The organism is Paraburkholderia sp. CNPSo 3281 (assembly GCF_024206515.1).
GTDB lineage: Bacteria > Pseudomonadota > Gammaproteobacteria > Burkholderiales > Burkholderiaceae > Paraburkholderia > Paraburkholderia nodosa.
In genome coordinates this window covers 19,671-44,369 of the sequence record NZ_JAMBPS010000040.1, presented here as the reverse complement: position 1 = coordinate 44,369, position 24,699 = coordinate 19,671, and the positions used below count along the sequence as shown (strand labels likewise).

Genomic DNA, 24,699 nt, shown 5'->3' with positions numbered 1-24,699 from the left:
TCACGCACTCGCGGCCGCGTTCGCGCGGCGGCTCGCAAGGCGTTCGTCGTGCATGGCGATTGCGGTGTCGATCTGCCGCAAATACGCCCGTTCCTCTTCCAGCGCCGCGCGCGCGGCGGCCGCCGTCGCTTCCACGAAACGCACGCCACCGGTGAGCCGCACCTGGGCGAGCTTCCACCAGTCGGCGCGAATCACGGAGCCGATCTTCGGGTAGCCGCCCGTGGTCTGCGCGTCGGCCATCAGCACGATGGGCTGGCCGCTCGGCGGCACCTGGATCGTGCCCGGCAGCACCGCGTGCGAGAGCAGATCCGCGCCGTTCTCGCGCGCGAGCGGCGTGCCCGTGAGCCGAAAGCCCATGCGGTTGCTGTTGGGCGTGATCTGCCATTCATCGGACCACAGCGCGCGCTGCGCCTCGGGTGTAAAGCTGTCGTACTCGGGGCCGCGCAGCACGCGCACGGGCACGGCCCACGCCATGCCGTCCGGATGGCGTCCGCGCCGCTGATGCGGCTCGTCCGCCAGCGCGAAGTTGCACCACACGGGCGCCTTCACGCCGAAGGCCGGCGCGCCCGGGTCGAGCGCGGCGCGCTCGCGGCCCGGCGCGAACGAGGCGCCCGTGGCGAGACGGTCGCCGTCTTTGAGCGCGCGGCCCGCGAGGCCGCCGAAGCCCGCCGCGAGGTCGGTGCTGCGCGAGCCGAGCATGGGCAGGACGTCAATGCCGCCGGCCACGCACACATAGGCGCGCATGCCGCGCTTCGCGCCGTTCAGCACGAGTTCCTCGCCGGCGGCCACGGGCAGGCTCCACCACGACCAGACCGGGCGGCCGCCGAGCGTCGCGCCGAAGTCCGTGCCGGTAATGGCGACGCGCGTGGCGCGCGCAAAGCGCAGCGCGACGGGGCCGAAGGTGATTTCCACGCCGGCGGCGTCGGGGCGGTTGCCGACGAGGCGGTTGCCCACTTCGAGCGCGAGCGCATCGAGCGCGCCGCCGGTGGCGACGCCCAGATGCCGGTAGCCGGGGCGGCCGAGATCCTGGACCGTGGTGAGCAGGCCCGCGCGTAATACTTCGATCATGCGTGGAGCTCCGCGATGGTGAAACGCACGCGGTCGCCTGGCATGAGCAGCGAAGGCGGATTGCGCGAAGCGTCGAAGAGCTTCGCAGCGGTGCGGCCGATCAGTTGCCAGCCGCCTGGCGAGGCGGCCGGATAAATGCCCGTCTGCTCCCCGCCGATGCCCACCGATCCGGCCGGGACGGCAATGCGCGGCTCGCGGCGGCGCGGCGTGTGCAGCGCGGGTTCGAGACCGCCGAGATAGGCGAAGCCGGGTTGAAAGCCGAGAAAGAACACCGTGTAGACGCCCGCGGCATGGCGCGCGGCGACGTCGGCGGCGGCGAGCGCGCAGTGCTGCGCGACGGCTTCGAGATCGGGGCCGTCTGCGCCGCCATAGACCACCGGTATCTCGACTTCGCGGCCTGGCGCGCTCGCGTCTTCGGCGTCGCGCCAGGCGTTGCGCAGCGCGCCGGCGAGCGCCGCGGCGTCGGCTGCGAGCGGATCAAAGGTGATCGTCAGGTTGTTCATGCCGGGCACCACCTCGCGCACCGGCGCCCAGCCGCGCGCGAGCGCAGCGACGGCCCAGACGCGGCGCTGGACCTCGAGCGTGGCGGGCGGCGGCGCTTCACAGACGAGCGCTTCGTCACCGAGAGGAAAAATGCGAGGGTCAGAATTCGGCATGCTGGATCGATGAGGGGACGGGTTCGACCGATCGAAAATGGGCGCACCGGACGGCCGGTGCCTTCCTTCCTAGCGTACATTGTCGATAAATTATCTACAATTTATCAATAAGCGTTTTCGCCAGGCGCACCGAAAGTACACTGCAATTACACTCACGCCACGCCGCTTTGCCTTTTCGAACACCGACTACCGGGTTATCTGCCATGTCGCGCCAGCCGACCAAGATCGTTTCGTCCGAACATCTCGTTTCCGAGTCGAGCGCCGAGCTTTCCGAGTTCGAGTACGCGCTCATCATGGCGAGCAACGCGTTCAACCGCTGGATGGTGCGCTGCATGTCGGCGGCGGGCGTGAAGGACATGACGCCGATCGAGGTGTCGCTGCTCCATCACGTCGGCCATCGCGAGCGGCGCAAAAAGCTCGCGGATATCTGCTTCGTGCTCAACATCGAGGACACGCACGTGGCCACGTATGCGTTGAAGAAGCTCGTCTCCAGAGGGTATGTAAAAAGCGAAAAGACCGGCAAGGAAGTCTTCTTTTCGGTCACGCCGGAAGGCCAGGCGCTGTGCCTGCGCTACCGCGACGTGCGCGAGAGCTGCCTCATTGCGACGCTCAAGGAAAGTGGCCTCACGAATCAGCAGATCGGCGACGCCGCGCAACTCATGCGCAATGCGTCGGGGCTCTATGACACGGCCGCGCGCGCGGCGGCTTCGCTTTGAGCGGCTAAGGCGCTTTCAGCGCTCGCGTGAACGTTGGCAAAGATGCGTGGCGGCTTCGGTCACCACGGCGTCGAGCGGCAGGTCGTGCGCCTCGCGCGCGAGCACGCCGTCGTCGATGCGGCACGCTTCATACGCAATGCCAACCGTGATGGGCAACGCCTCGCCTGGCCAGGCGGCCAGCGTGCGGTCGTAGTAGCCGCCGCCGTAGCCGAGGCGATAGCCGTCGCGATCGAAACCCACGCAGGGCACGAAGAGAAGATCGGGCACGATCCGTTCCTGCGCTTGCGGCTCGAGGATTCCGTGATGGCCTTCGCGCATTGGTGCCTCGGGCGTCCAGGCGTGAAAGACGAGCGGCGTGTGGCGTTCGGGAATGGCGGGCAGGGCGGCGCGGCGTGACGCATCGGCGGCGAGCCAGGCGGTGATCCAGGCGCGCGCATCGAACTCGCCGCGCAAGGGCCAATAGAACCCGATCGAACGCGGCAAAAATTGCGCGACGAGCGCATCGAGACGAGCCGCGAGTGACGCACCGATTGCCACGTCGGAAGCCGCCTCAATGCGCCGAGGAAGCAGCCTTGCACGCCAGTCCTTTTTGGATTCCGTGTGAGGGTTGCGTGCTATGCTTGGGTTCACCTCGCGCTCCAGAAATAACGATGTCCAAACGCCTTGTCCGAGTATATCGCGCGGTCGGTCTCGCACTGACTGCAGCGGCACTCGTAGCATGCAGCACGGCGGACGCCGTGCGCCCCGTCGCACTGCCCGTAGGCGCAGTCCTTTCCAGCGACGATCAGACTTTCATCCAGCTTCGCGAAGCCGCGCGCAACAACGATCCCGCGCGCGCCGCGCAACTCGCGGCGATGATTCCCGATTACCCGGCGCCGTCGTATCTCGAATACTTCCAGCTCAAGCCGCAGCTGTTCGATTCGCAGGGCCACGCGCGCATCGACGCGCCTGACGCGCCGGTGCTGTCGTTCCTGCAGCGCTACGACGGCCAGGCAATCGCCGACCGCATGCGCAACGACTTTCTGACCGTGCTCGGCGCGCGCCACGACTGGGCGAACTTCGACCAGCAATATGCGCGCTTCGTGCTCAACGACGACACGCAGGTGAAGTGCTACGCGCTGGAGTCGCGCGCGGCGCGCGGCGAGAACGTCGCGAATGACGCGCGTGCGCTGCTCACCGAGCCGCGCTATTACGGCGACGGCTGCGTCGATCTCATCACCGCGCTTGCCATCAAAGGTCAGTTCTCGAGCGACGACGTCTGGCAGCAGATTCGCCTTTCCTACGAGCAGAACCAGACCTCGACCGGCGCCAAGCTGCTCGACGGCCTTTCGCAGCGTCCCGATCCGACCGCGTTCAGCCAGGCCGTGAGCACGCCGCCGCTCACGCTCGCGCAAGGCGTTTCCGGCGATCCGCAGTCGCATCAGCTCGCGCTGCTGGCCATCACCGCGATGGCGCGCAACGACCCGGCCATGGCCGCGGCCACCTTCGCCACCGTCGCACCGCAGCTCGCGTCGCCGGAGCGGGCGATCGGCTGGGGCACGATCGGCTATCAGGGCGCGCTGAAGCGTCTGCCCGCCGCACTCGACTGGTATCGCCTCTCGGCCAACGCGCCGCTGTCGAGCCCGGCTTACGAATGGCGGACGCGCGCCGCGCTGCTGGGCGGCGACTGGACCATGGTGCGCTGGTCGATCGAACAGATGCCGGCCGCGCTGCGCGCGCAGCCGTCGTGGGTCTACTGGCACGCACGCGCGCTCAAGCAGGCCGGCGAAACGGGGCAGGCGAACCAGGAATTCGCGTCGATCTCGCAGGGCTATAACTTCTACGGCCAGCTCGCCACCGAAGAACTCGGCCAGAAGATCACCATCCCGCCGAAGACCACGGTGAGCGACGCCGAAATCGCCCAGGCTGCGCAAACACCGGGCTTCGCGCTCGCGCAGCGGTTTTACGCGCTGAACCTGCGAATCGAAGGCAATCGCGAATGGAACTGGCCGCTGCGTGGAATGAGCGATCGGCAGTTGCTCGCCGTCGCCGAGTACGCGAAGCGCATCCAGCTGCTCGACCGCACCGTCAACACGGCCGACCGCACGCAAACGGAGCACGACTTCTCGCTGCGCTATCTCGCGCCGTTCCGCGACGTCGTGGAGCGCGACGCGCAAACCAACGGCCTCGATGTCGAATGGGCCTACGGCCTGATTCGCCAGGAATCGCGTTTCATTCTCAACGCGAAATCGGGCGTGGGCGCGAGCGGTCTCATGCAGATCATGCCGGCCACGGCGCAGATGGTGGCGAAGAAGATCGGCCTCGGGCCCCTGTCGCGCGACCAGCTCAACGATCTCGACACCAATATCCTGCTCGGAACGAACTATTTGTCGATGATCTACAATCAGTTCGACGGCTCCGCTGTGCTCGCCACCGCGGGCTACAACGCCGGGCCGGGCCGCCCGCGCGCATGGCGCCAGACTTTGCAGGGCGGCGTCGAGGGCGCCATCTTCGCGGAAACCATTCCGTTCCAGGAAACCCGCGATTACGTGAAAAACGTGTTGTCGAACACGGTCTACTATGCGGCGCTGTTCGAGGGCCGTCCGCAATCGCTGAAGGCGCGTCTCGGCTATATCTCGCCGTAAGCGCCGGGCCGTTACGCCGCGCCGCTTCCCTTCATACGGAAACGCGCGCGGCATGACGGCACGCTGCGTGCTCCGTCTTCGGGCTGGCGCGCTGCGGGACGAACCGGACCTCGTACGCGGCGGCGCCGTCTGCCCGAGGAGGTCGAAGATGAGACATCAAGCCATTGCGGTCATCGGCGGTTCGGGATTCATCGGCAGCCATCTCGTCAACGCGCTCGTCGAGGCGGGCAAGGACGTGCGCGTCGCCACCCGCCGCCGCTACAACGCCCGCCATCTCACCCTGCTGCCCGTCGACGTGATCGAGGCCGATGTGTCCGATCCGGTCGCGCTCGCGGCCTTCGTCGAAAATGCGGACGCGGTCATCAATCTCGTCGGCACGCTCAACGGCGGGCGCGGCGATCCCTACGGCCCGGGCTTCGCGAAGCTGCACGTCGACTTGCCCACGAAGATCGTCGCCGCCTGCGAGGGCAAGGGCGTGCATCGCCTTATCCACATCAGCGCCATCGGCGCCGACCCGCGCGGGCCGAGCATGTACCTGCGCTCGAAGGGCGACGGCGAGAAAGCCGTGCACGCGGCCACGGCGCTCGCCACGACCATCTTCCGGCCTTCCGTCGTGTTCGGTCCCGAGGACACCTTCCTGAACCGTTTCGCGCTCCTGCAGCGGCTCTTTCCGATGATTCCGCTCGCCATGCCCGACGCGAAGTTCCAGCCGGTGTTCGTGGGCGATGTGTCGAAGGCGATCGTCAACGTGCTCGATCTCGACGCCGCGAGCGGGCACACTTACGAACTCGGCGGCCCGACGGTCTACACGCTCGAACAGTTGCTGCAGTATTGCGGCGACGTGGTGGGCCGCCACGCACGCATCATGCGGCTGCCCGACGCGTTTGGGCGCCTGCAGGCGCTGTCGTTCGAGATGGCGCCGGGCGTGCCGGTGCTCACGCGCGATAATCTCGATTCGATGAAGGTGGACAGCGTGCTGACCGGGCCGCTCGCACCCGAGCTCGATATCGAGCCCGCGAGCATCGAGACGATCGCGCCGCTCTATCTCGCCGACGCGTCGCTGCGTTCGCGGTTGAACATCTTTCGCGCCCATGCCGGCCGATAGCCGAACGCGGACTATCAGCCGGCGCTCTTTCAACTCACAACGGTCATTGGAACAATGAAGCTCGTAATCGGAGACAAGAACTATTCGTCGTGGTCGATGCGCCCGTGGGTGCTGCTCAAGCACTTCGGCATCGCGTTCGAGGAAGTGCTGATCGAGCTCGACGAGCCGGCCACCAAGTCCTCGATCCTGGCGTTCTCGGCCTCGGGCAAGGTGCCGTGCCTCGTTGGCGACGACGGCTTCGCCGTGTGGGATTCGCTCGCGATTGCCGAGACCCTCGCCGAGCGCTTCCCGCAGCACGCGCTGTGGCCGCGCGACGCGAACGCGCGCGCCCGCGCGCGCAGCGTGAGCGCGGAGATGCATGCGGGCTTCGGCGAAGTGCGCAACCACATGCCGATGAACATCCGCAAGGTGAAGCCGGGTGCAGGCGCGACGCCTGGCGCGCTCGCCGACGTCGCGCGCATCGACGCGCTCTGGCGCGAGTGCCTGGCCGCGAGCGGCGGCCCGTTCCTGTTCGGCGAATTCAGCATTGCCGACGCGATGTACGCGCCGGTCGTCATGCGCTTCAACAGCTACCAGCCGAAGCTCTCGCCCGAAGCGGCGGCGTACGCGCAGCGCGTGAGCGCACTGCCCGCGGTGGCCGAGTGGGTCGAAGCGGCGCGCCGCGAAACGCACATCGTCGCCGACGACGAACGCGACGACGAATGAAGATCTATGTCGTAGGTGGCGCGATCCGCGACGAGATGCTCGGGCTGCCCGTGCGCGACCGCGACTATGTCGTGGTGGGCGCGACGCCCGAGCAGATGGCCGCGCAGGGCTATCGTCCGGTGGGCAAGGACTTTCCGGTCTTTCTGCATCCCGAAACGCAAGAGGAGTACGCGCTTGCGCGCACCGAGCGCAAGACGGCGGCGGGCTATCACGGCTTCCAGTTTTTCTACGCGCCCGACGTGACGCTCGAAGAAGATCTCGCGCGGCGCGATCTCACCATCAACGCGATGGCGCGCGAAGTGCAGCCGGGCGGCGTGCTCACGGGAGCGGTCGTCGATCCGTTCGGCGGCGCGCGCGATCTGGAAGCACGCGTGTTTCGCCACGTGAGCGAGGCGTTTCTCGAAGACCCCGTGCGCATTCTGCGCATCGCGCGCTTTGCGGCGCGTTTCGCCGATTTCACCGTCGCGCCCGAAACGCTCGAACTCATGCGCGAGATGGTCGCGTCGGGCGAAGTCGATGCACTCGTGCCCGAGCGCGTGTGGCAGGAAATCGCCCGCGGTCTCATGGAAGCGAAGCCTTCGCGCATGTTCGAGGTGCTGCGCGATTGCGGCGCGCTCGCGCGGGTGCTGCCCGAGGTCGACGTGCTGTGGGGCGTGCCGCAGCGCGCGGACTATCACCCGGAAATCGATACGGGCGTGCACGTGATGATGGTGATCGACCATGCGGCCGCGCAGGGCTACACGCTGCCGGTGCGCTTCGCGGCGCTCACCCACGATCTCGGCAAGGGCACGACGCCCGAGGACGTGCTGCCGCGTCACATCGGCCACGAAGGGCGCAGCGTCGATCTGCTCAAACCGCTGTGCGATCGCCTGCGCGTGCCCAACGACTGTCGCGAGCTGGCGGTGCTGGTCGCACGCGAGCACGGCAACGTGCATCGCGTGATGGAGATGGGCGCGGCGGCGCTCGTGCGCATGCTCGAACGTTGCGACGCGCTGCGCAAACCCGCGCGTTTTGCCGAGGCGCTGCAGTCCTGCGAGGCAGATTTACGCGGGCGGCTGAACTGGGAGAACGCGCCTTATCCGCAGGCGGAGCGCCTGCGTCTGGCGCTCGTGGCCGCGCGCGGCGTGGATGCGGGGGCGATTGCGCGCTCGATCGAACGCGGCGGCGCCGAGAAGATCAAGGAAGCCGTGCACGAGGCGCGCGTGGCGGCGGTGGAAGGCGCGCTCGCGACGGCTTGAGCCGTTGAGTGCGCGCTCAGAGCGCGCGCACGAGAAACGAAAGCGCCATCGAAAGCACGAGCGTCGACATGAATGGCAACGGATACTCGCGGCCGAAAATGCGCAGCGTGATGTCGCCGGGCAGCCGCCCGATGCCAAGCTTTTTGAGCCACGGTTGGGCGCTCGAGAGAATCGCCACGGCGATGAAGGTGGTGAGAAACCAGCGGATCATGGTCGCGTGGCGTGAGCGTCAGAGTGTGTGGCTGCGGTCGCCGCGGGCGAACGCCGCGATGGTCTCGTCGATGCCGCGCGAAAACGCGATCACCTTGAACAGCTCGCCCATCTCACTTTCCGAAACGAGTTTCTGCACCGCGTTCGCGGCGGGCAGGAAGCGCTGTGCGTCGCGCGGATCGATCTCGCTCAGCACTTCGGTAATACCCGCGTTCATCAGAAAGCGCGCCTGCGTGGTGTAGCCGAGCAGGTCCGCGCCCGCTTCGACGCCCGCTTCGGCAATGCCCGAGAATTCCACGTGCGCGGTGATGTCCTGCAAACCGGGATAGAGGAACGGGTCGCCATGCGCGCGGTGCCGGTAGTGGCACATCAGCGTGCCCTGCGCGCGCTGCGCATGGTAGTACTCGTGGCGCGGAAAGCCATAGTCGATGAAGAACGCCGCGCCGCGCTGGAGCATCGCGCAAACGGTGCGCGTGAACGCGAGTGCGGCTTCGTGCGTTTCGGTCACGTAGTCTTCGCTGCCTTCCACGCCCGCGAGCGCGCTTTCGGGCCAGTTGGCGTCGCGCCCTGAGTTCGCCGGCTGATCGGAAAAGACGAAAGCGCCTTCAGCGTTTGCGCTCACGCCGCGCTCGTGCCAGACGGCGTCCTTGCGCGAGAACAGGCGCACCGGCATGGCGTCGAGCACCTCGTTGCCGATCACGACCCCTTCGAACTGCGCGGGCAGCGCATCGAGCCACGTCACACGATTGAGGAGCGCCGGCGCAAGCTGCGCGATGGTCTTGCGCTGGCGTTCGCGCAGTTCGCCCGACAGATCGACGATGGCGTAGGAGTCGAACGCAACGCCTGCGGCGTCGAGTGCGAGCATCACGCCCGCCGCGAGGCGGCCCGTGCCCGCGCCGAACTCCATCAGGCGGCGCGTGCGGCTGGCGGCGAGCGCTTCGCACACGGCGCGCCCGAGCGTCGCGGCAAACAGCGGCGAAAGCTCGGGCGCGGTCACGAAGTCGCTGCCGTCATCGGCGAAGAGGCCGAATTTGCGTGCGCCGCCGCCGTAGTAGCCGAGTCCCGGCGCGTAGAGTGCGCGCTCCATGTAGCGGTCGAACGGGAGCCAGCCGCCCGCCGCGGCGATCTCGGCGCGCAACGTGGCCGCGAGCGCCTCGGACTGCGCGAGCGCGATCGGCTCGGGAACAGGTAAACTATCGGGTTCGTGAGCTTTCGGATTCATCCCGGCATTGTAAATGAGCGCAACTCCCGGCATCCGCCCGGCTGACGCCGACCCGAGCGCATCCGGCGAAGGATCGCGCCCCGATTCTGACGCCCAGACGCCCGTCGTGCTGGTGACGGGTGGAGCACGCCGCATTGGCCGCGAGCTATCGCTCGGCTTTGCGGCGCGCGGCTGGGACGTCGCGGTCCATTACGGCGAGTCGCGCGAGGCGGCCGACGAAGTCGTCGCGCGGATCGCGGCGCTGGGCCGCCGGGCCGTGGCGCTGCACGCCGACCTCGGCGACGAAGCCCAGGTGGCGCGGCTCGTGCCGGACTGCACGGCGGCGCTCGGCCGTCCCGCGTGCGTGCTCAACAATGCCTCGCGCTTCGAAGAGGACACCGCGCAGGATGTGGGCTACACGAAGCTGCTGCAAATGATGGCGATCAACGTGGGCGCGCCGCTCGTGCTCTCGCGCATGCTGTACGAGGTAACGCCCGAGGCTGCAGTGGACGACGAGACGCTGCGCACGTGTGTGATCAACGTGCTCGACCAGAAGCTGTACAACATGAATCCCGACTATCTGTCGTACACGCTGACGAAGGCCGCGTTGCAGAACGCCACCGTCGCGCTCGCCCAGGCGCTCGCGCCGAAGGTGCGCGTGGTGGGGCTCGCGCCCGGCCTCACGCTGCGCTCGGGCGACCAGACGCCGGAGAGCTTCGCCGCCGCGCACCAGGTCACGCCGCTCAAGCGCGCGTCGCGGCCCGCCGATCTCGTGGAAGCCGCGCTGTATCTCGCGCGGGCAGCAGGGGTGACCGGCACGACGCTCGTCGTGGACGGCGGCCAGCACCTCGTGCCGCTGCCGCGCGACGTGATGTTTTTGACGGGCGGCTGACGCCCAGGCGTAGTTGCGTCAAAATTTGCAACTAAATGCATAGCCCGCTGCGCGCAGGACTGCGAGCCAGCGGTGCTGACGAAGACAAAGGAACGCAGGCCGCCGCGCACGAGCGGCTTTGCAGACCGGCTGAACGACCCGCCGGGCGCGCCGCGCCGGCATACGTGCGAGAGAACGCACGCTTTTATCGACTGGAACCGACATGTCCACCGTTTTGCTTCACCCCCGGCTCGCCGATTGCCGCCGGCTTTTCCTGCGCGACTACGAAGTGCACATCAACATCGGCGTGCATGACTTCGAGAAGCGCGGCGAACAGCGCGTCGTCATCAATGTCGATCTGTTCGTGCCGCTCGCTTCGACCACGCCGCACGAGGACAAGCTGCGCGAAGTCGTGGACTACGACTTCATGCGCTCGACCGTTGCCGAACGCGTGGGCCGTGGCCATATCCATCTGCAGGAGACGCTCTGCGACGATCTCGCCGCGGCGCTGCTTTCGCACGAACTCGTGCGCGCGGTGCGCGTCTCGACCGAGAAGCCCGACGTTTATCCGGACTGCGACGCGGTGGGCGTCGAGGTCTTTCGCATCAAAGAGGACTGATTCATGAACGCCCCCGAAACGCTACCCGTCGGCGAGGACGCCGCGACTGAAGAGACGGGCCGCCAGACGCTCACGCGCCGCGAGCAGAAGGAAGCCTACGAGAACAACAAGCTGTTCAAGCGCATCGTGCGTCAGGTCGGCCAGGCGATCGGCGACTACAACATGATCGAGAACGGCGACAAGGTCATGGTCTGCCTTTCGGGCGGCAAGGACAGTTACGCGATGCTCGACGTGCTGCTGCGCCTGCGCGAGCGCGCGCCGATCGACTTCGACATCGTGGCCGTGAATCTCGACCAGAAGCAGCCGGGCTTTCCGGAGCACGTGCTGCCCGAATATCTCGACCGCGTGGGCGTGCCGTACCACATCGAGAACCAGGACACGTACAGCATCGTCAAGCGCCTCGTGCCCGAGGGCAAGACGACATGCTCGCTGTGTTCGCGTCTGCGCCGCGGCATTCTGTACCGCGTGGCGGGCGAACTGGGCGCGACCAAGATCGCGCTCGGCCACCATCGCGACGACATCCTTCAGACGCTGCTGCTGAACCTGTTCTACGGCGGCAAGCTTAAGGGCATGCCGCCCAAACTGCAGTCGGACGACGGCAGGAATGTCGTGATCCGGCCGCTTGCCTACGTGAAGGAAACCGATCTCGAGAAGTACGCGGTGCTGCGCGAATTCCCGATCATTCCGTGCAACCTGTGCGGCAGCCAGCCGAATCTGAAGCGCGCGGAGATGAAGGCGTTGATCCGTGAGTGGGACAAGCGCTTCCCGGGCCGCGTGGAGAACATGTTCAACGCGCTCGGCAACGTCGTGCCGTCGCACCTCATGGACGCGAACCTGTTCAACTTCGCGGACCTGCGCGCGACGGGCGTGGCCGATTCGGCCGGCGACATCGCGTTCGACGAAGAGCCGTGCGCAACAGACCCGGCGCCCGCGCAAGGCACGGCAATCAAGTTCACGCCGTTCGACGATCTTTGAGCCACACGTCAAGCCGCCCCTGCGGTTCGCCTCAAGCGCTCCGACCCCGCATCGGAGCGTTTTTGACTTCTGGCCGCCAGTCCGAAGAAAAGCAGTTGTAAAACAGTGTTTATCGGGGCACGAGAGCCCGGCCGGCCGGCGTGTCGGGGATATCCCGCATGCTAAAATCAGCCGCTTCATTCCTCATCCAGTCACTGATGCAATGAACATCGTGATCCTCGCGGCAGGCATGGGCAAACGCATGCACTCCGCGCTGCCGAAAGTGCTCCATCCGCTCGCCGGCAAGCCGCTCCTCTCGCACGTCATCGATACTGCCCGCACGCTTTCGCCCACCCGGCTCGTCGTCGTGGTCGGCCATGGCGGCGAAGCCGTGCGCGAAGCCGTTGGCGCGCCCGACGTCCAGTTCGCGCTGCAGGCGCAGCAGCTCGGCACGGGCCATGCGCTCGCGCAGGCGCTGCCGCTGCTCGACGCGAACGTGCCCACGCTCGTGCTCTACGGCGACGTGCCGCTCACGCGCACTTCCACGCTCAAGCGTCTCGTCGACACCGCCGGTGAGAACGGTTACGGCATCCTCACCGTCACGCTCGACGATCCGACCGGTTACGGCCGCATCGTGCGCGACGCTGCAGGCAAGGTCGAGCGCATCGTCGAGCAGAAGGACGCGAACGAAGCGCAACGCAAGATCGCCGAGATCAACACGGGTATCGTCGTGACGCCTACCGCGCCGCTCGCGGGGTGGCTCGCCGCGCTGAAGAACGACAACGCGCAGGGCGAGTATTACCTCACCGACGTCGTGGAAGCCGCGATCGCCGCCGGTCATCCGGCCGTGACCGCGCAGCCCGACGACGAATGGGAAACGCTCGGCGTGAATAGCAAGCAACAGCTCGCCGAACTCGAGCGCGTGCATCAGCGCACGGTGGCCGAGGCGCTGCTCGTGGCGGGTGTGACGCTCGCGGACCCGGCGCGCATCGACGTGCGCGGCTCGCTTAACTGCGGGCGCGACGTGTTCATCGACGTGAACTGCGTATTCGAAGGCGAGGTGACGCTAGCGGACAACGTGAGCGTGGGCCCGAACTGTGTGATTCGCAGCGCGTCGATCGGCGCGGGCACGCGCGTGGATGCCTACACGCATATCGAAAACGCGGCGGTCGGCGCGAACGCGGTGCTCGGGCCGTATGCGCGTCTGCGTCCCGGCGCGAAGCTCGCCGATGACGTTCACGTGGGCAACTTCGTCGAGGTGAAGAACGCGAACATCGGCGTGGGCTCGAAGGCGAATCACCTGAGCTACATAGGCGACGCCGACGTCGGCGCGGGCGTGAACATCGGCGCGGGCACCATCACCTGCAATTACGACGGCGCGAACAAGCACCGCACGATCATCGAAGACAACGTGTTCGTGGGTTCGGATACGCAGTTCGTCGCGCCTGTGCGCGTGGGCCGCGGCGTGACCATCGCGGCGGGCACGACGGTGTGGAAGGACGTGCCGGAAGCCACGCTCGCGCTCAACGAAAAAACGCAGATCGCGAAAGCCGGCTACGTTCGCCCGGTGAAGAAAAAGAACTGAACGGTTGAATCTCGGGCGCTCCATATCGCGCGACAAGCGCGCGGCGCCCACGCCTCTCATTGCAAAGGATCGAATCCATGTGCGGCATCGTCGGCGCGGTAGCGCTTCGTAACATCGTTCCCGTCCTGATCGAAGGACTGCGGCGGCTCGAATATCGCGGCTACGACTCGTGCGGCGTGGCCGTCGTGACGGCCGACGGCCCGCGGCGCGTGCGCAGCGTGGCGCGCGTGGCCGAGCTCGACGAGCAGGTGCGCGAGGCGCACTTCGAAGGCGTGACCGGCATCGCGCATACGCGCTGGGCCACGCACGGCGCGCCCACGGTGAACAACGCGCATCCGATCTTCTCGCGCGACACGCTCGCGATCGTGCACAACGGCATCATCGAGAACTACGAGTCGCTGCGCGACATGCTGCGGGCGAAGGGCTACGAATTTGTTTCGCAGACCGACACCGAAGTGATCGCCCATCTGATCCACAGCCTTTATCAAGGCGACCTGTTCGCCGCCGTGCGCGCGGCCGTGCAGCAGCTCGCGGGCGCGTATGCGATCGGCGTGGTGCACAAGAGCCAGCCGCATACGGTGGTCGGCGCGCGCGCCGGTTCGCCGCTCGTGGTGGGCTATGGCAAGGGTGAAAATTTCATTGCGTCGGACGGCCTCGCCATTGCGGGCAGCGCCGAACACATCAGCTATCTGGAAGAAGGCGATGTGTGCGAGATCACGCTGGAAGGCGTGCGTATCGCCGATCGCGCCGGCAACCTCGTCACGCGCGAAGTGCGCGACGTGCAGGCCTATGGCGCCTACGGCGGCGCGGTCGATCTCGGCCCGTATCGCCACTACATGCAGAAGGAGATCTTCGAGCAGCCGCGCGCGATCTCCGACACGATTCCCGCCACCGACGCCTTCACGCCCGAACGCTTCGGCGAGAACGCGGGCGAGGTGTTCAAGGGCATCGACAGCATTCTGATTCTCGCGTGCGGCACGAGCTACTACGCAGGCCTCACGGCGAAGTACTGGCTCGAATCCGTGGCGAAGATCCGCACCGATGTCGAGATCGCGAGCGAATACCGCTATCGCGAGTCGGTGCCGAATCCGCGCGCGCTCGTCGTGACGATCTCGCAGTCGGGCGAAACTGCCGACACGCTCGCCGCGCTCAAGCATGCGCAGTCGCTCGGCATGGCGCACACGCTCGCCGTGTGCAACGTGGCGACGAGCGCGATGGTGCGGCTCACCGCACTCAAGTTCCTCACGCACGCAGGACGCGAGATCGGCGTGGCGTCGACGAAGGCGTTCACCACGCAGCTCGTCGGCCTCTTCATTCTCGCCGTCACGCTCGGCAAGCTGCGCGGCCATGTGAGTGCCGAACAGGAAACCGCGCACCTGAAACTGCTGCGCCACCTGCCGGCCGCGCTCAACGGCGTGCTCGCGCTGGAGCCGCAGATCATCGCGTGGTCCGAAGAATTCGCGCGCAAGGAAGACGCGTTGTTCCTCGGGCGCGGGCTGCATTACCCGATCGCGCTCGAAGGCGCGCTCAAGCTCAAGGAAATCTCGTACATCCACGCCGAGGCGTATCCGGCCGGCGAACTCAAGCACGGGCCGCTTGCGCTCGTGACCGAGGCGATGCCCGTGGTGACGGTGGCGCCCAACGACGCGCTGCTCGAGAAGCTCAAGTCGAACATGCAGGAAGTGCGCGCGCGCGGCGGCCAGCTGTACGTGTTCGCCGATGCCGATACGCACATCACGAGCGAAGACGGCATCCACGTGATCCGCATGCCGGAACACTACGGGCTGCTTTCGCCGATCCTGCACGTCGTGCCGCTGCAACTGCTCGCGTATCACACGGCGTGCGTGCGCGGCACCGACGTGGACAAGCCGCGCAATCTCGCGAAGTCGGTGACGGTGGAGTGAGGTTGTTCCCGCGTTGATCGCCGTATGTGGAAAAAGGGGATGCCATTGCGGCATCCCCTTTTTGTTGGGTCGATCGCAGCAGAAGGCGCTGAGAGGTCGCTCAGGCGGCTGCCGCGGTTCGGTGCATGGGCTGGGATGGCCAGACGCGTTGCGCCGCCTCTGAGGGCGCGCAACGCGCTCGTTGGGGCCCTGCGCCTGTCCGCCTTTGCGAACCTCTGCCGAAACACCGCTGGACGGTCATAATGTCGCCGTTCGATCATGGAGGCGAAAGTGGCAAACGTGGCGCAATCCCGGCAACCGGGGCAGTCCGGCAGACTACCCCGCCTGTTCGTGTTTTCCGGTGCGGGGCTGTCTGCGGAGAGCGGCATTTCGACGTTCCGCACCGGCGACGGCATCTGGTCCCACGCGAGCATCGACGAAGTCTGCAATTACCTCACGTGGCGCCGCAACCGGCCCGCGGTTTTCCGTTTCTACAACCAGCGCATCGCCGAATGCGGCGACGCGCGCCCGAACGCCGCCCACGAACGGCTCGCGAAGTGGCAGAACGCCTGGGGCACCGAGCGCGTGCATCTCGTCACGCAGAACATCGACGACATGCTCGAGCAGGCCGGCGCGCGCCAGGTGACGCATCTGCACGGCGACATGATTTCGCTTCTGTGCACCGACTGCGAGTATCGGTTTCCCGTGTCCGGCCGCGCGCTCGATCCGCAAGCCGCCTGTCCGTCGTGCGGGCAGGTGGAGGGCGTGAAGCCCGGCGTGGTGTTCTTCAATGAAGCTGCGCCCGAGTACGAAACGCTCTGGCGCATTCAGCGCGACATGACGCCGGACGATCTCTTCATCGCCGTGGGGACGGCGTTCGAGGTGATCCCGCCTGAGCGGCTTCTGCCGCCGGAGCGTTGCGGGCATTACGCGCGCAATTTCCTCGTCGATCCGGCGCCGCAGCGCACGGAATGTTTCGGCGTCGTAGAGGCCAAGCCCGCGACCGTCGGTTTGCTCGATCTCGAGCCGACTATCGAGCGGATGATGGCAGGCGACTAGCCCCCACGGTTTCCTCACTCGATGCATTCGGCAAGGGGGTGCCTCCTCGGGAGGCCCGCGCTTTTTCATGTGCGCATGCGTGCGACACTGGCTTTTTCCCTGATTCATTCGTTGCCGTCATGAACATCGCGAAGCAGATCGTCGGTTATCTGAAGTCGCGCTCGCTCGTGTTGGTGAGCGTCGAGACCGGCACTGCCGGTGCGATCGGCGCGATGCTGGCCGATCAGCGCACAGCGTTGCTCAGCGTGCCGCGATTCGTCGACGGTGTTCTCACGCGCGATTTAACACAGCATGGAATGACTTTGCGCGAATGCGCAGCACGCGAGCGCAGCGAGCGGTGCGTGTTTCCCCATTGTCTTTTCAGTATTTATATTTATAAGTAGTAACAGTTAACAAGTCCTGGCATTAACTGTGGACAACAGGAAAATTGCCTGATGGTTCATACCGATGCAAAACGGATAGCCATGCGGACAAAGCCTGTACGCGTTGCGAGCTATTGGGATAACTTTTCAGGCCGCAACGTCAGGTGCGTGGTTATCAAGAAGTGGTCCACAGGTCGTTCGCCAGGTCATCCCCAGGTTGTCCAGAGGTCGGCGTGGATAACCTGGTTCGGCGCGGCGCAATCACGCGTTATCCACACGAAAAAAAATGGCGCCGCTCGAGAGCGACGCCATTTGTCGAAAAAGTGCAGAGCGCGATATCAACGCCAGAAAATCACGCCGTGCTTTACGCCGTTTCGGCAGGTTGCGTGGTTGCGCGCTGCCGGGCGCGCATGCGCGCTTGCCAGGCCGGCAGCAGTTGGCAGGCGAGCAGGCCGGCGAGCATGAGCGCGCAGCCGGCGAGTGCGCGCGACGTGAGCGTTTCGCCGAGTGCGGCCCAGCCCGCGAGCGCGGCAAACACGCCTTCCATACTGAAGATCACGGCGGCGTGCGCAGGCGCGGCATCGCGCTGCGCGACGACCTGCAGCGTATAACCGATGCCTACCGAAAGCGCGCCGCCGTAGAGGATGGTGGGCGCGGCGCGCACGATGTCGGCCGCGCGCAGCGGTTCGCACGCGAGCCCGATCGCGAGGCATACCACGCCGCAGGCGACGAACTGCACGATCGAAAGCGCGAGCGGATCGTGACGCGGCGCGTAGTGGCCCACGAGCATCACCTGGATCGAGATCACGAGCGCGCAGCCGAGCTGGTACCAGTCGCCGTACATCACCGAGAAGTGCTCGCTGATGCTGAGGAAGTAGAGCCCAGCCGCAGCGAGCGCGGCGCCGATCCATGTGCCGATGCCCGTGCGATGGCGCAGCAGCACGCCGAGCATCGGCACGATCACGACATAGAGCGAACTGATGAAGCCGGCGTTGGCGATCTTCGTGTAGCCGAGCCCGATCTGCTGAAGCGAGATGGCGACGGCCAGCACGACGCCGAGCACGGTGCCCGAGCGCAGCAGCGCGCCATTGAACAGCGCCGGGGCCGCCGCGTTGCCGCTGTCGGCGGCGGCGCGCCGGCTGGCGCGGCGGCGTGCAAGCAGAAAGACCGAGACGACACCGGCGCCCAGCAGGAAGCGCAGGCCGGTGAACAGGAACGGGCCGATGGCGTCGAGGCTCAGGCGCTGGGCGACGAACGCCGAGCCCCAGATGAGGGCGGCGGTCAGCATCAGCAGATTGGCGCGCAGGTGGCGGCGGGAGGCGGATTGCAAGCGGAGATCTCTTTTCGCGGGGAACGGGCGCGACAGCGTTTTCGACGGTTGGCGCGCGCGGCGCGCGATGTCCCGCCTGGTGTCCTGTTGCGCAAGGGGCGGTTGCCCCTTTTTTCGCGATTGCATCTGAATTGGGTGTCAATCTGGCCCGAATTCGCTCGAGGCAGGCCAATTCAGCGTATTACGTGAAAAAACAACGAACTTCCGGAAAACGAACGCGTAAATGCCGATCGTATCCGAATTGAAAGGGAATTGTCTCCCGGAAAATACACCCGGGCATTAGCGGATGACAAACGCCCTACGCTGCGTAATACTGCTTCGCGCGAAACGCCCGCCCAGATCGGCAAGCGGATCGTTTCGCGGTTTCACGCTGTTCTAATTCACAACGTGCCGGTCATTATTTGTCAGGTTTGGGGAACAACAGATGAAAAAGATTCTCGCCTCGCTCATCGCAGCATCGTTCGCACTGGTTACGGCTTCGGCATTCGCACAAGACGCTTCGGCTCCCGCTGCAACCGCACCGGCAGCAAGCGCGCCGGCAAAGGCCAAGAAGCAACACAAGCAACTCAAGCATCACGGCAAGCGTGCCGCTGTGTCGGAAGGCGCATCGGCCTCCGGTACGGCAGACAAGGGCCAGGCAAACTAAAGCGCCCTTCAGCCATAAAAAAAGCCAGAGCAGATGCTCTGGCTTTTTTTTGCGCGCGCGGCGGGCGAGACGGCGTTCAGGACGCGTCGCGTGCGAGCCCAGCCTCCAGCAATTCCGTGAGCAGGCCGCTCACGCCGCCCGGGTGACCGTCGGCGCGAGCCTTCAGCTTCTCGACGAGATCGGCGTTGAGCTTGCACGCAAACGGCACGAGCCCTTGCGCCTGGTCCAGCTTGCGCTGTTCGCGGCGGTCCAGCGGCGGTTGCGCCGAACCCTTGCCGAAACGGTCGGGCCCGCTCTTGTGCGTCGCTTGCATCAGTTTCAGCGCCTTGTTCTTCTCAAGGTCGGTTTTCTTCATGGTCATATGTCGTGCTCCGGTGTTGGGCGGTGGCGCGCATTGTACGCAAACGCCCGCGTGCGTCCATCGCGGCGACTTGCCTCCTGGACGCCTTTCAGCCGCATCGGGTACCCGTGAATACCACTATGCGTCGTCGCCGCGATCCGGCCCCTCGTGGCCGTTGTGGTGTTCGTGCCGGTTGTGTGCCGCGTGCGCTTCGTCCGTGGGGCCCGTGAGGCCGTCGATCAGCGTGCGCATGCGCTGCCAGTGCGAGCCTTCCCAGAACACCCGCCGGCAGATGTCGCAGGTCACGAAGCGCGTCTGCCGGTCGTAGACGCCGGCGGGCACGCGCTCGCGCACCGCGGCGCGCTCGATCGGCCGCAGCGGCGCGTTGCACATGAGGCAGAGCCGGAACGGCCGCGCACTCGCCGCGAGGTCGAGCCGCTCGAAAATCTCGTGGACCTGGGCGCGCGGCTTGAGCGCACGCACGTAGCAGCCGTGCGTGATGCTGCGCCGCTTGAGCAGCTCGCGGTCGCGCGTGAGGACGATGCGGTGCTCGGCGGCGGCGAGCGCCTCGATCTCGTCGTCGGGGAAGTGGTTGTCGTAGAGCGTATCGAAACCGGCCAGCCGCAGGAGTTGCGCGAGGCCGCCCAGATGCGCGTCGGCGACGAAGCGCAGTTCGCGCAGCGGCGCGTCGCGCACGCGCAGCAGCGGCCGGATGTCGAGCGCCTCGAACTTCGGGTAGACGGCCACGCGGTCGCCGTCCGCGAGCGGATGGTCGAAACCCACCGATTCGCCATTCACGAGGATCAGCTCGACTTCCGTGTGCGGCACGCCGAGCGCTTCGATCATGTGTTTCGCCGTGGCGTTGCGCGCGCAGGCGCAACTGAACGCACGCCGGCGCAGCGGCCGCGCAAGAAAGTCGTTCAGCTCCTCGTAAAAACGGAAGGTGGCGGTGACCATGCAAAGCAGTATCGCACCGCCCGCCGGACTGCGCGCGGGCGTTCGCGCGGCGTGAGAGCCCGCCTGCAGCGCGGCCCGTCTTGTGCTGTACTGCACCTTTGCCGTGGGTTTCCCCTCGTTTTTCATGGAAGGAGCAGCGATGGACATCGGATTTATCGGTCTTGGCGAAATGGGCGGCGCGATAGTCGGCAATCTGCTGAAGGCGGGCCACACGGTGCGCGTGTGGAACCGCACGGCAGCGAAGGCGCAGGCGCTTGCCGACGCGGGCGCGCGCATCGTCGGCACGCCGGGCGAGGCCTTCGCCGGCGACGCCGTGCTCTCGATGCTCGCCGACGACGCCGCGCTGCGCGAGGTCATCGACGCAACGCTGCTCGACCATGCGCCACAAGGCCTCGTGCACGTGAACATGGCGACCATTTCCGTCGCACTGGCCGAAGCGCTTGCGCAGGCCCACGCCGGGCGTGGCCTGCACTACGTGGCGGCGCCGGTGCTCGGGCGACCGGACGCCGCGCAGGCGGCGAAACTCACGATCATGGCGGCAGGGGCTTCGGAGGCGATCGACCGCGTGCAGCCGCTGTTCGACGTGATTGGCCAGAAAACATGGCGCGTCGGCGCCGTGCCGCAGCAGGCGAACGTGATGAAACTCGCCGCGAACTTCATGCTGGCTGCGGCCGTCGAGTCGCTCGGCGAGGCGGCCGCGCTGCTCGACGGCTACGGCGTCGCGATGAGCGACTTCCTCGAGGTCGTGACGGGCGGCCCGTTTCCGGGTCCGGTGTATGCGGGCTACGGCGGCATGATCGCGCAGCGGCGCTACGAGCCGGCGCTCTTCAAGGCGCGCCTCGGTCTGAAGGACGTGCGGCTCGCGCTGGCCGCGGCCGACGGCGCCGCGACGCCGATGCCGCTCGCGAGCGTGCTGCGCGACAGCCTGCTCGAAGCGGTGGCGCACGGCGACGGCGAGTCCGATTTCGCCGTGCTCGGCAAGGTGGCCGCGCGGCGCGCGGGCCGCGGCTGAGTACTGGGGCGCAATGAGGCGCGGCGAACGTTCGGGGGTGTTTTGCGATCAAAATCTTCAGACGACCGCTCGGTGACGCACAAAGACCCGGGGGACGGCTGAGCACAATGTGACGCATCTCGATGGATGGCGGCCGGATTGGCGGCGCCGCCCGCGATGTGGGGACGGGGAACCGACGACGACAGGGCACGCACCGGATCCAACGGGAGATCCGGCTGCAAGGCCAATTTTCAGGGTAGGAGAACGGCGGATGGAGACGCGCATCCTGATCGCCGATAACGACGAGAAGTCGCTGGACGGGCTGAGTACCTTGCTGACCGATCTCGGCTACGGCGTATCTGTGGCCCGCACGCTCGACGAGGCACGCGATCTTGCCGCGCGCGGCGCGCCCGACGTGGCGATCGTGGCGCTTTCGCTCGCGCAGGACGAGCCCGGAACGATCGTGCGGCAATTGCGTGCGGTCGGCGGCGAGCGCGTGCCGCTCCTGATCGCGCTTGCCGGCTGGGGCGAATCGCGCCACCGCGGCGAGGCGCTTGCGGCGGGCTTCGACGTGCATCTCGTGCGGCCCGTGGGGCTCGATCAGCTGATGTTCATCCTATCGATGACAGGACAATGACGAGCATGTTGTTGTGGCGCAACATTCAGGGTGCGCACTACTTTACATGTTGCATTGCATCACGCTAGTCGATATACTGCCTCTTGTCTCCTCCATGTCTCCTCTGATATGGATTCAGCCCGCCAACTATTGGCGGGCTTTTTTTCGTCTGTATGTTTCGCATCGGCGCATGGCAAGGACGAAGGGCGTAAAAAAACCGGCTCAGCGAGCCGGTTTTTTGTTTGCGCTGCGAGTCCGCTTCAGGCATGCAGGCCGGTATTTTCAGCCGCGCCAATCGCGAGATTCATGCACTGGATCGCCGCGCCCGAGGCGCCCTTGCCCAGGTTGTCGAGGCGGGCAACGGTGACGAACTGCTCGTCGTTGCCGAACACGAACAGGTCGACACGGTTCGTGTCGTTGTTCGCCTGAACGTCGAACATGCCGGCGTCGAGGTTCTCATCGGCGTTGAACGGCGCCACGCGCACGAACGGCTCGCCCGCGTAGTACTCGGCGAAGAGCGCCAGCACGTCTTGCGGCTTGGCGCCGCGCGTGAGCTGCTTCGGCGAAAAATAGGTCGTGACCGCGAGGCCCTTGTAGAACGGCCCGACGATCGGCGTGAACACCGGCGCCGACTTCAGGCCGCCGTGCACCGCCATTTCCGGCAAATGCTTGTGCGTGAGGCCGAGCGCGTACGGACGCGGGCTCGCGAGCTTCGCGTTGCCGCCCGCTTCGTACTCCGCAATCATCTTCTTGCCGCCGCCGCTGTAGCCCGTGAGCGAGTAGCTGTGCGCGGCGAAATCCGGCGCAACGAGGCCAGCTTCGACGAGCGGACGCATGGCGAGAATGAACGCCGAAGCGTGACAGCCGGGCACGGCGATGCGCTTCGACTTGCGCACCTTGTCGCGTTGGGCTCTGGTCAGCTCGGGCAGGCCGTAGGCCCAGTCGGCCTGGGTGCGGAACGCCGTGCTCGCGTCGATCAGCACGGTGCGATCGTTTTCGACGAGCGAGGCCGACTCGCGCGAGGCGACGTCGGGCAGGCACAGGAACGTCACGTCCGAAGCGTTGATGAGACGGCGGCGTTCCTCGACGTCCTTGCGCTTCGCATCGTCGATACGCAGGATCTCGACGTCAGTGCGCGGCGACAGGTATTCAAAAATCTTCAGGCCGGTCGTGCCTTCCTGTCCGTCGACAAAAACTTTCGTGCTCATCTCAGTCTCTCTGAACGCGGGGGATTGGGGCGCCATCACCCAGTGCGGTGCTGGAACGCTATTTTAAGATGTCATGCGGACGCGCGTGTGAACACGCCCGGAAAAAAATCGGGGCTTACCCGTAAGGGCTCAGGCGCTCGCCGCACGACCGCCCCCCGGTCAGCGGCCGTAGGTCACGGTGATCTGTGCGCTTCCGAGCGTCGAGCCGCTGATCTCGCGATCGAACAGCGCCGCAGGGCGGCCTTGCGCGAGCGGGAGCGTATCGACGTTCAGGGCGTACACGGTGACGACGTAGCGATGGGGATTGCCCGGCGGTGGGCACGGTCCTCCATAGCCGTCGATGTTGAAGTCGTTGCGCGCCTCGATCGCGCCGAGCTTGCGCAGCGCGCCCGCGGCGCTGGCGTTCTCCGGCAGGCTCGTGACGCCTGCCGGAATATTCGCCACGGCCCAGTGCCACCAACCGCGTCCTGGCGCGTCTCGATCGAAGATCGTAATGGCAAAACTGCGCGTAGCTGCAGGAGCATTGCGCCAGGTCAAACTGGGTGACTGGTTCGGCCCATTGCAGCCCGCATCATTGAAGATCTGGCGCGGACCGACTTTTCCGCCATCGCTGAAATCGGCGCTCGATACCGTGAATTTATCGCCGGCGCAGGCCAAGTCGGTTGTCGCCACAACACTCGCCATCGCCAAGGCCGCGCATAGGGATGCACGGCGCATGCAACGAGGCTGAAAGTCATAGGGAGTACGCATCAGCGAGTTCTCCTGCACGTTTGTGAAATTTGGGCCACGTTGTCCTGAAGGAAAGTTTTGAATTGTTCCCTGGTCCGGATTTGATCCAATATAGCGGTATAAGCGAGCGAGCTTTCGCCTGCGCGCGTACCAGGCGTGCAGGAGGATTCCGCTATAGTCGTATATTCTCCTGCTCGGGCAACTAGCGCCGTCGGAGGCCAGAAACAACCAGCGAAATGTGAACTGGCCGCGCGGGAGAATAAGCAGGTTTGCCTACACGGAGGGCTAATGCAGCAACCAATCAGGGTCGTAGTCGCCGACGATCATCCGGTGATCTTGTTTGGTGCGGAACATGCACTGCTCAACTTTCCCGGGATCCAGGTCGTTGGCCGCGCCCGCCAGTCCACCGAACTCGTCAAGGCGTTGCAAACAGGTCCCTGCGACGTGCTGGTGACTGACCTTGCCATGCCGGGCGGCCAGTACGGCGACGGTTTGCCGCTCATCGGCTACCTGAGGCGCAACTTCCCGAACGTTCCCATCGTTGTCCTCACCATGCTCGAAAATCCCGCGCTGCTCAAACGCCTCGGCGAAGTCGGTGTGTTCGCGGTGGTGCACAAATCCGACGACCTGAGCCACATCGGCCTCGCGGTGCAGCATGTGAACCGCAATCTCGAATATATGAGCCCACAGGTGAAGATTGCGCTCGATCAATTGCGCATCAACAGCGGCGGGAAAACCGATGAAGTGATTCTCTCAAAGCGGGAACTCGAAGTCGTGCGACTCTTTGTTTCGGGCATGACGATTAAAGAAATATCCGAGAAGCTGAACCGCAGTATTAAGACTATTAGTACTCAGAAGAACACGGCGATGCGCAAGCTCGGACTCGAGCGAGACTCCGAACTTTTCCAGTACGCGCAGAGCAATGGCTTGCTCAATCTCTCCTCGTATACGCCCGATGTGCCCGAAGCGGGCGGCGAGGCAGAAGCGGCGCGTTGATCCTGCCGCCCGACACCCGCTCGACACCCG

Annotated in this window: 26 protein-coding genes; 16 read left to right on the top strand and 10 right to left on the bottom strand. The window is 65.9% G+C overall.

The window, feature by feature from the left end; translation table 11 throughout:
• Both M3I56_RS29260 and pxpB read right to left on the bottom strand, forming a co-directional pair.
• Entirely contained in the window at positions 1–1,068 is a 1,068-nt protein-coding gene (locus M3I56_RS29260) for a biotin-dependent carboxyltransferase family protein (protein WP_254356915.1), read from the bottom strand.
• Positions 1,065–1,724, bottom strand: coding sequence for a 5-oxoprolinase subunit PxpB (gene pxpB, locus M3I56_RS29255; protein WP_254356914.1), 660 nt, complete (start codon positions 1,722–1,724; stop codon positions 1,065–1,067). The genes M3I56_RS29260 and pxpB overlap by 4 nt, the downstream gene beginning before the upstream one ends.
• A 203-nt stretch (positions 1,725–1,927) precedes the next feature.
• Between pxpB and M3I56_RS29250 the strand changes: the two genes are divergently transcribed.
• Positions 1,928–2,440 carry a winged helix DNA-binding protein gene (locus M3I56_RS29250; RefSeq protein WP_028212076.1) on the top strand — a complete coding sequence of 171 codons (513 nt, stop codon included), beginning with the start codon at positions 1,928–1,930 and terminating at the stop codon, positions 2,438–2,440.
• Between the two features lie 15 nt (positions 2,441–2,455).
• On the opposite strand, the gene M3I56_RS29245 is transcribed toward M3I56_RS29250, so the two are convergent.
• A complete protein-coding gene (locus M3I56_RS29245) occupies positions 2,456–3,070 on the bottom strand; it encodes a 5-formyltetrahydrofolate cyclo-ligase (RefSeq protein ID WP_375541809.1) in 615 nt (204 codons plus the stop codon).
• Between the two features lie 20 nt (positions 3,071–3,090).
• Between M3I56_RS29245 and M3I56_RS29240 the strand changes: the two genes are divergently transcribed.
• The 4 genes from M3I56_RS29240 (at position 3,091) to M3I56_RS29225 (ending at position 8,112) form a co-directional block, all read left to right on the top strand.
• Positions 3,091–5,064: a lytic transglycosylase domain-containing protein gene (locus tag M3I56_RS29240; protein WP_254356913.1), complete on the top strand. Its 1,974-nt coding sequence runs from the start codon at positions 3,091–3,093 to the stop codon at positions 5,062–5,064.
• Between the two features lie 148 nt (positions 5,065–5,212).
• A complete protein-coding gene (locus M3I56_RS29235) occupies positions 5,213–6,169 on the top strand; it encodes a complex I NDUFA9 subunit family protein (RefSeq protein ID WP_028203414.1) in 957 nt (318 codons plus the stop codon).
• 54 nt (positions 6,170–6,223) lie between these two features.
• Positions 6,224–6,874, top strand: coding sequence for a glutathione S-transferase family protein (locus tag M3I56_RS29230; RefSeq protein WP_254356912.1), 651 nt, complete (start codon positions 6,224–6,226; stop codon positions 6,872–6,874).
• Positions 6,871–8,112, top strand: a complete 1,242-nt coding sequence (locus tag M3I56_RS29225) for a multifunctional CCA addition/repair protein (protein WP_254356911.1) — start codon at positions 6,871–6,873, stop codon at positions 8,110–8,112. Before M3I56_RS29230 ends, M3I56_RS29225 begins: the two co-directional genes overlap by 4 nt.
• A 16-nt stretch (positions 8,113–8,128) precedes the next feature.
• Here the strand turns inward: M3I56_RS29225 and M3I56_RS29220 are convergent, their stop codons facing one another.
• Together M3I56_RS29220 and M3I56_RS29215 are read right to left on the bottom strand one after the other, a co-directional pair.
• On the bottom strand, positions 8,129–8,323 hold the full coding sequence (locus M3I56_RS29220) for a DUF2905 domain-containing protein (RefSeq protein WP_254356910.1): 195 nt from the start codon (positions 8,321–8,323) through the stop codon (positions 8,129–8,131).
• Positions 8,324–8,341: 18 nt separating this feature from the next.
• Positions 8,342–9,544 carry a class I SAM-dependent methyltransferase gene (locus M3I56_RS29215; RefSeq protein WP_254356909.1) on the bottom strand — a complete coding sequence of 401 codons (1,203 nt, stop codon included), beginning with the start codon at positions 9,542–9,544 and terminating at the stop codon, positions 8,342–8,344.
• Between the two features lie 13 nt (positions 9,545–9,557).
• Between M3I56_RS29215 and M3I56_RS29210 the strand changes: the two genes are divergently transcribed.
• The 7 genes from M3I56_RS29210 (at position 9,558) to M3I56_RS29175 (ending at position 16,877) form a co-directional block, all read left to right on the top strand.
• Positions 9,558–10,415, top strand: coding sequence for an SDR family oxidoreductase (locus tag M3I56_RS29210; RefSeq protein ID WP_254356908.1), 858 nt, complete (start codon positions 9,558–9,560; stop codon positions 10,413–10,415).
• Between the two features lie 202 nt (positions 10,416–10,617).
• Positions 10,618–11,013 carry a dihydroneopterin aldolase gene (locus M3I56_RS29205; RefSeq protein WP_233883225.1) on the top strand — a complete coding sequence of 132 codons (396 nt, stop codon included), beginning with the start codon at positions 10,618–10,620 and terminating at the stop codon, positions 11,011–11,013.
• A gap of 3 nt (positions 11,014–11,016) precedes the next feature.
• Complete coding sequence (gene ttcA / locus M3I56_RS29200) at positions 11,017–11,988, top strand: tRNA 2-thiocytidine(32) synthetase TtcA (RefSeq protein WP_254341787.1); 972 nt, start codon at positions 11,017–11,019, stop codon at positions 11,986–11,988.
• 202 nt (positions 11,989–12,190) lie between these two features.
• Positions 12,191–13,552 (top strand): bifunctional UDP-N-acetylglucosamine diphosphorylase/glucosamine-1-phosphate N-acetyltransferase GlmU, encoded by a 1,362-nt coding sequence (glmU, locus tag M3I56_RS29195; protein WP_254341786.1) that lies wholly within the window; start codon positions 12,191–12,193, stop codon positions 13,550–13,552.
• Positions 13,553–13,629: 77 nt separating this feature from the next.
• Positions 13,630–15,456 carry a glutamine--fructose-6-phosphate transaminase (isomerizing) gene (glmS, locus tag M3I56_RS29185; RefSeq protein WP_254356907.1) on the top strand — a complete coding sequence of 609 codons (1,827 nt, stop codon included), beginning with the start codon at positions 13,630–13,632 and terminating at the stop codon, positions 15,454–15,456.
• Positions 15,457–15,726: 270 nt separating this feature from the next.
• A complete protein-coding gene (locus tag M3I56_RS29180) occupies positions 15,727–16,494 on the top strand; it encodes a Sir2 family NAD-dependent protein deacetylase (protein WP_254356906.1) in 768 nt (255 codons plus the stop codon).
• 119 nt (positions 16,495–16,613) lie between these two features.
• On the top strand, positions 16,614–16,877 hold the full coding sequence (locus M3I56_RS29175) for a hypothetical protein (RefSeq protein ID WP_254356905.1): 264 nt from the start codon (positions 16,614–16,616) through the stop codon (positions 16,875–16,877).
• Between the two features lie 343 nt (positions 16,878–17,220).
• Here M3I56_RS29175 and M3I56_RS29170 read toward each other — a convergent pair whose 3' ends face one another.
• Complete coding sequence (locus M3I56_RS29170) at positions 17,221–18,186, bottom strand: DMT family transporter (RefSeq protein ID WP_254356904.1); 966 nt, start codon at positions 18,184–18,186, stop codon at positions 17,221–17,223.
• Positions 18,187–18,610: 424 nt separating this feature from the next.
• Here M3I56_RS29170 and M3I56_RS29165 point away from each other — a divergent pair, with 424 nt between their 5' ends.
• Positions 18,611–18,832 (top strand): hypothetical protein, encoded by a 222-nt coding sequence (locus tag M3I56_RS29165; protein WP_254341782.1) that lies wholly within the window; start codon positions 18,611–18,613, stop codon positions 18,830–18,832.
• Between the two features lie 76 nt (positions 18,833–18,908).
• Here the strand turns inward: M3I56_RS29165 and M3I56_RS29160 are convergent, their stop codons facing one another.
• Positions 18,909–19,193 (bottom strand): hypothetical protein, encoded by a 285-nt coding sequence (locus M3I56_RS29160; protein WP_254356903.1) that lies wholly within the window; start codon positions 19,191–19,193, stop codon positions 18,909–18,911.
• Between the two features lie 117 nt (positions 19,194–19,310).
• Positions 19,311–20,129 (bottom strand): Mut7-C RNAse domain-containing protein, encoded by an 819-nt coding sequence (locus M3I56_RS29155; protein ID WP_254356935.1) that lies wholly within the window; start codon positions 20,127–20,129, stop codon positions 19,311–19,313.
• Positions 20,130–20,268: 139 nt separating this feature from the next.
• Between M3I56_RS29155 and M3I56_RS29150 the strand changes: the two genes are divergently transcribed.
• Positions 20,269–21,141 (top strand): NAD(P)-dependent oxidoreductase, encoded by an 873-nt coding sequence (locus tag M3I56_RS29150; RefSeq protein ID WP_254356902.1) that lies wholly within the window; start codon positions 20,269–20,271, stop codon positions 21,139–21,141.
• Positions 21,142–21,391: 250 nt separating this feature from the next.
• A complete protein-coding gene (locus tag M3I56_RS29145) occupies positions 21,392–21,757 on the top strand; it encodes a response regulator (RefSeq protein ID WP_254356901.1) in 366 nt (121 codons plus the stop codon).
• A gap of 239 nt (positions 21,758–21,996) precedes the next feature.
• Here M3I56_RS29145 and argC read toward each other — a convergent pair whose 3' ends face one another.
• The gene (gene argC / locus M3I56_RS29140) at positions 21,997–22,944 is read right to left on the bottom strand and encodes an N-acetyl-gamma-glutamyl-phosphate reductase (protein WP_254356900.1); all 948 of its coding nucleotides are present in this window, start codon (positions 22,942–22,944) and stop codon (positions 21,997–21,999) included.
• 159 nt (positions 22,945–23,103) lie between these two features.
• A complete protein-coding gene (locus M3I56_RS29135) occupies positions 23,104–23,694 on the bottom strand; it encodes a YbhB/YbcL family Raf kinase inhibitor-like protein (protein ID WP_375541811.1) in 591 nt (196 codons plus the stop codon).
• 267 nt (positions 23,695–23,961) lie between these two features.
• Between M3I56_RS29135 and M3I56_RS29130 the strand changes: the two genes are divergently transcribed.
• Positions 23,962–24,669, top strand: a complete 708-nt coding sequence (locus tag M3I56_RS29130; protein ID WP_254356899.1) for a response regulator — start codon at positions 23,962–23,964, stop codon at positions 24,667–24,669.
• Positions 24,670–24,699: the final 30 nt, after the last annotated feature.

What these genes read in the sequence shown, in the direction of transcription:
- M3I56_RS29250 (WP_028212076.1), top strand. Translation starts at nt 1,928, where the DNA reads ATGTCGCGCCAGCCGACCAAGATCGTTTCGTCCGAACATCTCGTTTCC.
- M3I56_RS29135 (WP_375541811.1), bottom strand. Translation starts at nt 23,694, where the DNA reads ATGCGTACTCCCTATGACTTTCAGCCTCGTTGCATGCGCCGTGCATCC.
- ttcA (WP_254341787.1), top strand. Translation starts at nt 11,017, where the DNA reads ATGAACGCCCCCGAAACGCTACCCGTCGGCGAGGACGCCGCGACTGAA.
- M3I56_RS29220 (WP_254356910.1), bottom strand. Translation starts at nt 8,323, where the DNA reads ATGATCCGCTGGTTTCTCACCACCTTCATCGCCGTGGCGATTCTCTCG.
- pxpB (WP_254356914.1), bottom strand. Translation starts at nt 1,724, where the DNA reads ATGCCGAATTCTGACCCTCGCATTTTTCCTCTCGGTGACGAAGCGCTC.
- glmU (WP_254341786.1), top strand. Translation starts at nt 12,191, where the DNA reads ATGAACATCGTGATCCTCGCGGCAGGCATGGGCAAACGCATGCACTCC.
- M3I56_RS29225 (WP_254356911.1), top strand. Translation starts at nt 6,871, where the DNA reads ATGAAGATCTATGTCGTAGGTGGCGCGATCCGCGACGAGATGCTCGGG.
- M3I56_RS29235 (WP_028203414.1), top strand. Translation starts at nt 5,213, where the DNA reads ATGAGACATCAAGCCATTGCGGTCATCGGCGGTTCGGGATTCATCGGC.
- M3I56_RS29160 (WP_254356903.1), bottom strand. Translation starts at nt 19,193, where the DNA reads ATGACCATGAAGAAAACCGACCTTGAGAAGAACAAGGCGCTGAAACTG.
- M3I56_RS29130 (WP_254356899.1), top strand. Translation starts at nt 23,962, where the DNA reads ATGCAGCAACCAATCAGGGTCGTAGTCGCCGACGATCATCCGGTGATC.
- M3I56_RS29155 (WP_254356935.1), bottom strand. Translation starts at nt 20,129, where the DNA reads ATGGTCACCGCCACCTTCCGTTTTTACGAGGAGCTGAACGACTTTCTT.
- M3I56_RS29205 (WP_233883225.1), top strand. Translation starts at nt 10,618, where the DNA reads ATGTCCACCGTTTTGCTTCACCCCCGGCTCGCCGATTGCCGCCGGCTT.
- M3I56_RS29145 (WP_254356901.1), top strand. Translation starts at nt 21,392, where the DNA reads ATGGAGACGCGCATCCTGATCGCCGATAACGACGAGAAGTCGCTGGAC.
- M3I56_RS29240 (WP_254356913.1), top strand. Translation starts at nt 3,091, where the DNA reads ATGTCCAAACGCCTTGTCCGAGTATATCGCGCGGTCGGTCTCGCACTG.
- M3I56_RS29215 (WP_254356909.1), bottom strand. Translation starts at nt 9,544, where the DNA reads ATGAATCCGAAAGCTCACGAACCCGATAGTTTACCTGTTCCCGAGCCG.
- glmS (WP_254356907.1), top strand. Translation starts at nt 13,630, where the DNA reads ATGTGCGGCATCGTCGGCGCGGTAGCGCTTCGTAACATCGTTCCCGTC.
- M3I56_RS29175 (WP_254356905.1), top strand. Translation starts at nt 16,614, where the DNA reads ATGAACATCGCGAAGCAGATCGTCGGTTATCTGAAGTCGCGCTCGCTC.
- M3I56_RS29230 (WP_254356912.1), top strand. Translation starts at nt 6,224, where the DNA reads ATGAAGCTCGTAATCGGAGACAAGAACTATTCGTCGTGGTCGATGCGC.
- M3I56_RS29165 (WP_254341782.1), top strand. Translation starts at nt 18,611, where the DNA reads ATGAAAAAGATTCTCGCCTCGCTCATCGCAGCATCGTTCGCACTGGTT.
- M3I56_RS29260 (WP_254356915.1), bottom strand. Translation starts at nt 1,068, where the DNA reads ATGATCGAAGTATTACGCGCGGGCCTGCTCACCACGGTCCAGGATCTC.
- argC (WP_254356900.1), bottom strand. Translation starts at nt 22,944, where the DNA reads ATGAGCACGAAAGTTTTTGTCGACGGACAGGAAGGCACGACCGGCCTG.
- M3I56_RS29210 (WP_254356908.1), top strand. Translation starts at nt 9,558, where the DNA reads ATGAGCGCAACTCCCGGCATCCGCCCGGCTGACGCCGACCCGAGCGCA.
- M3I56_RS29150 (WP_254356902.1), top strand. Translation starts at nt 20,269, where the DNA reads ATGGACATCGGATTTATCGGTCTTGGCGAAATGGGCGGCGCGATAGTC.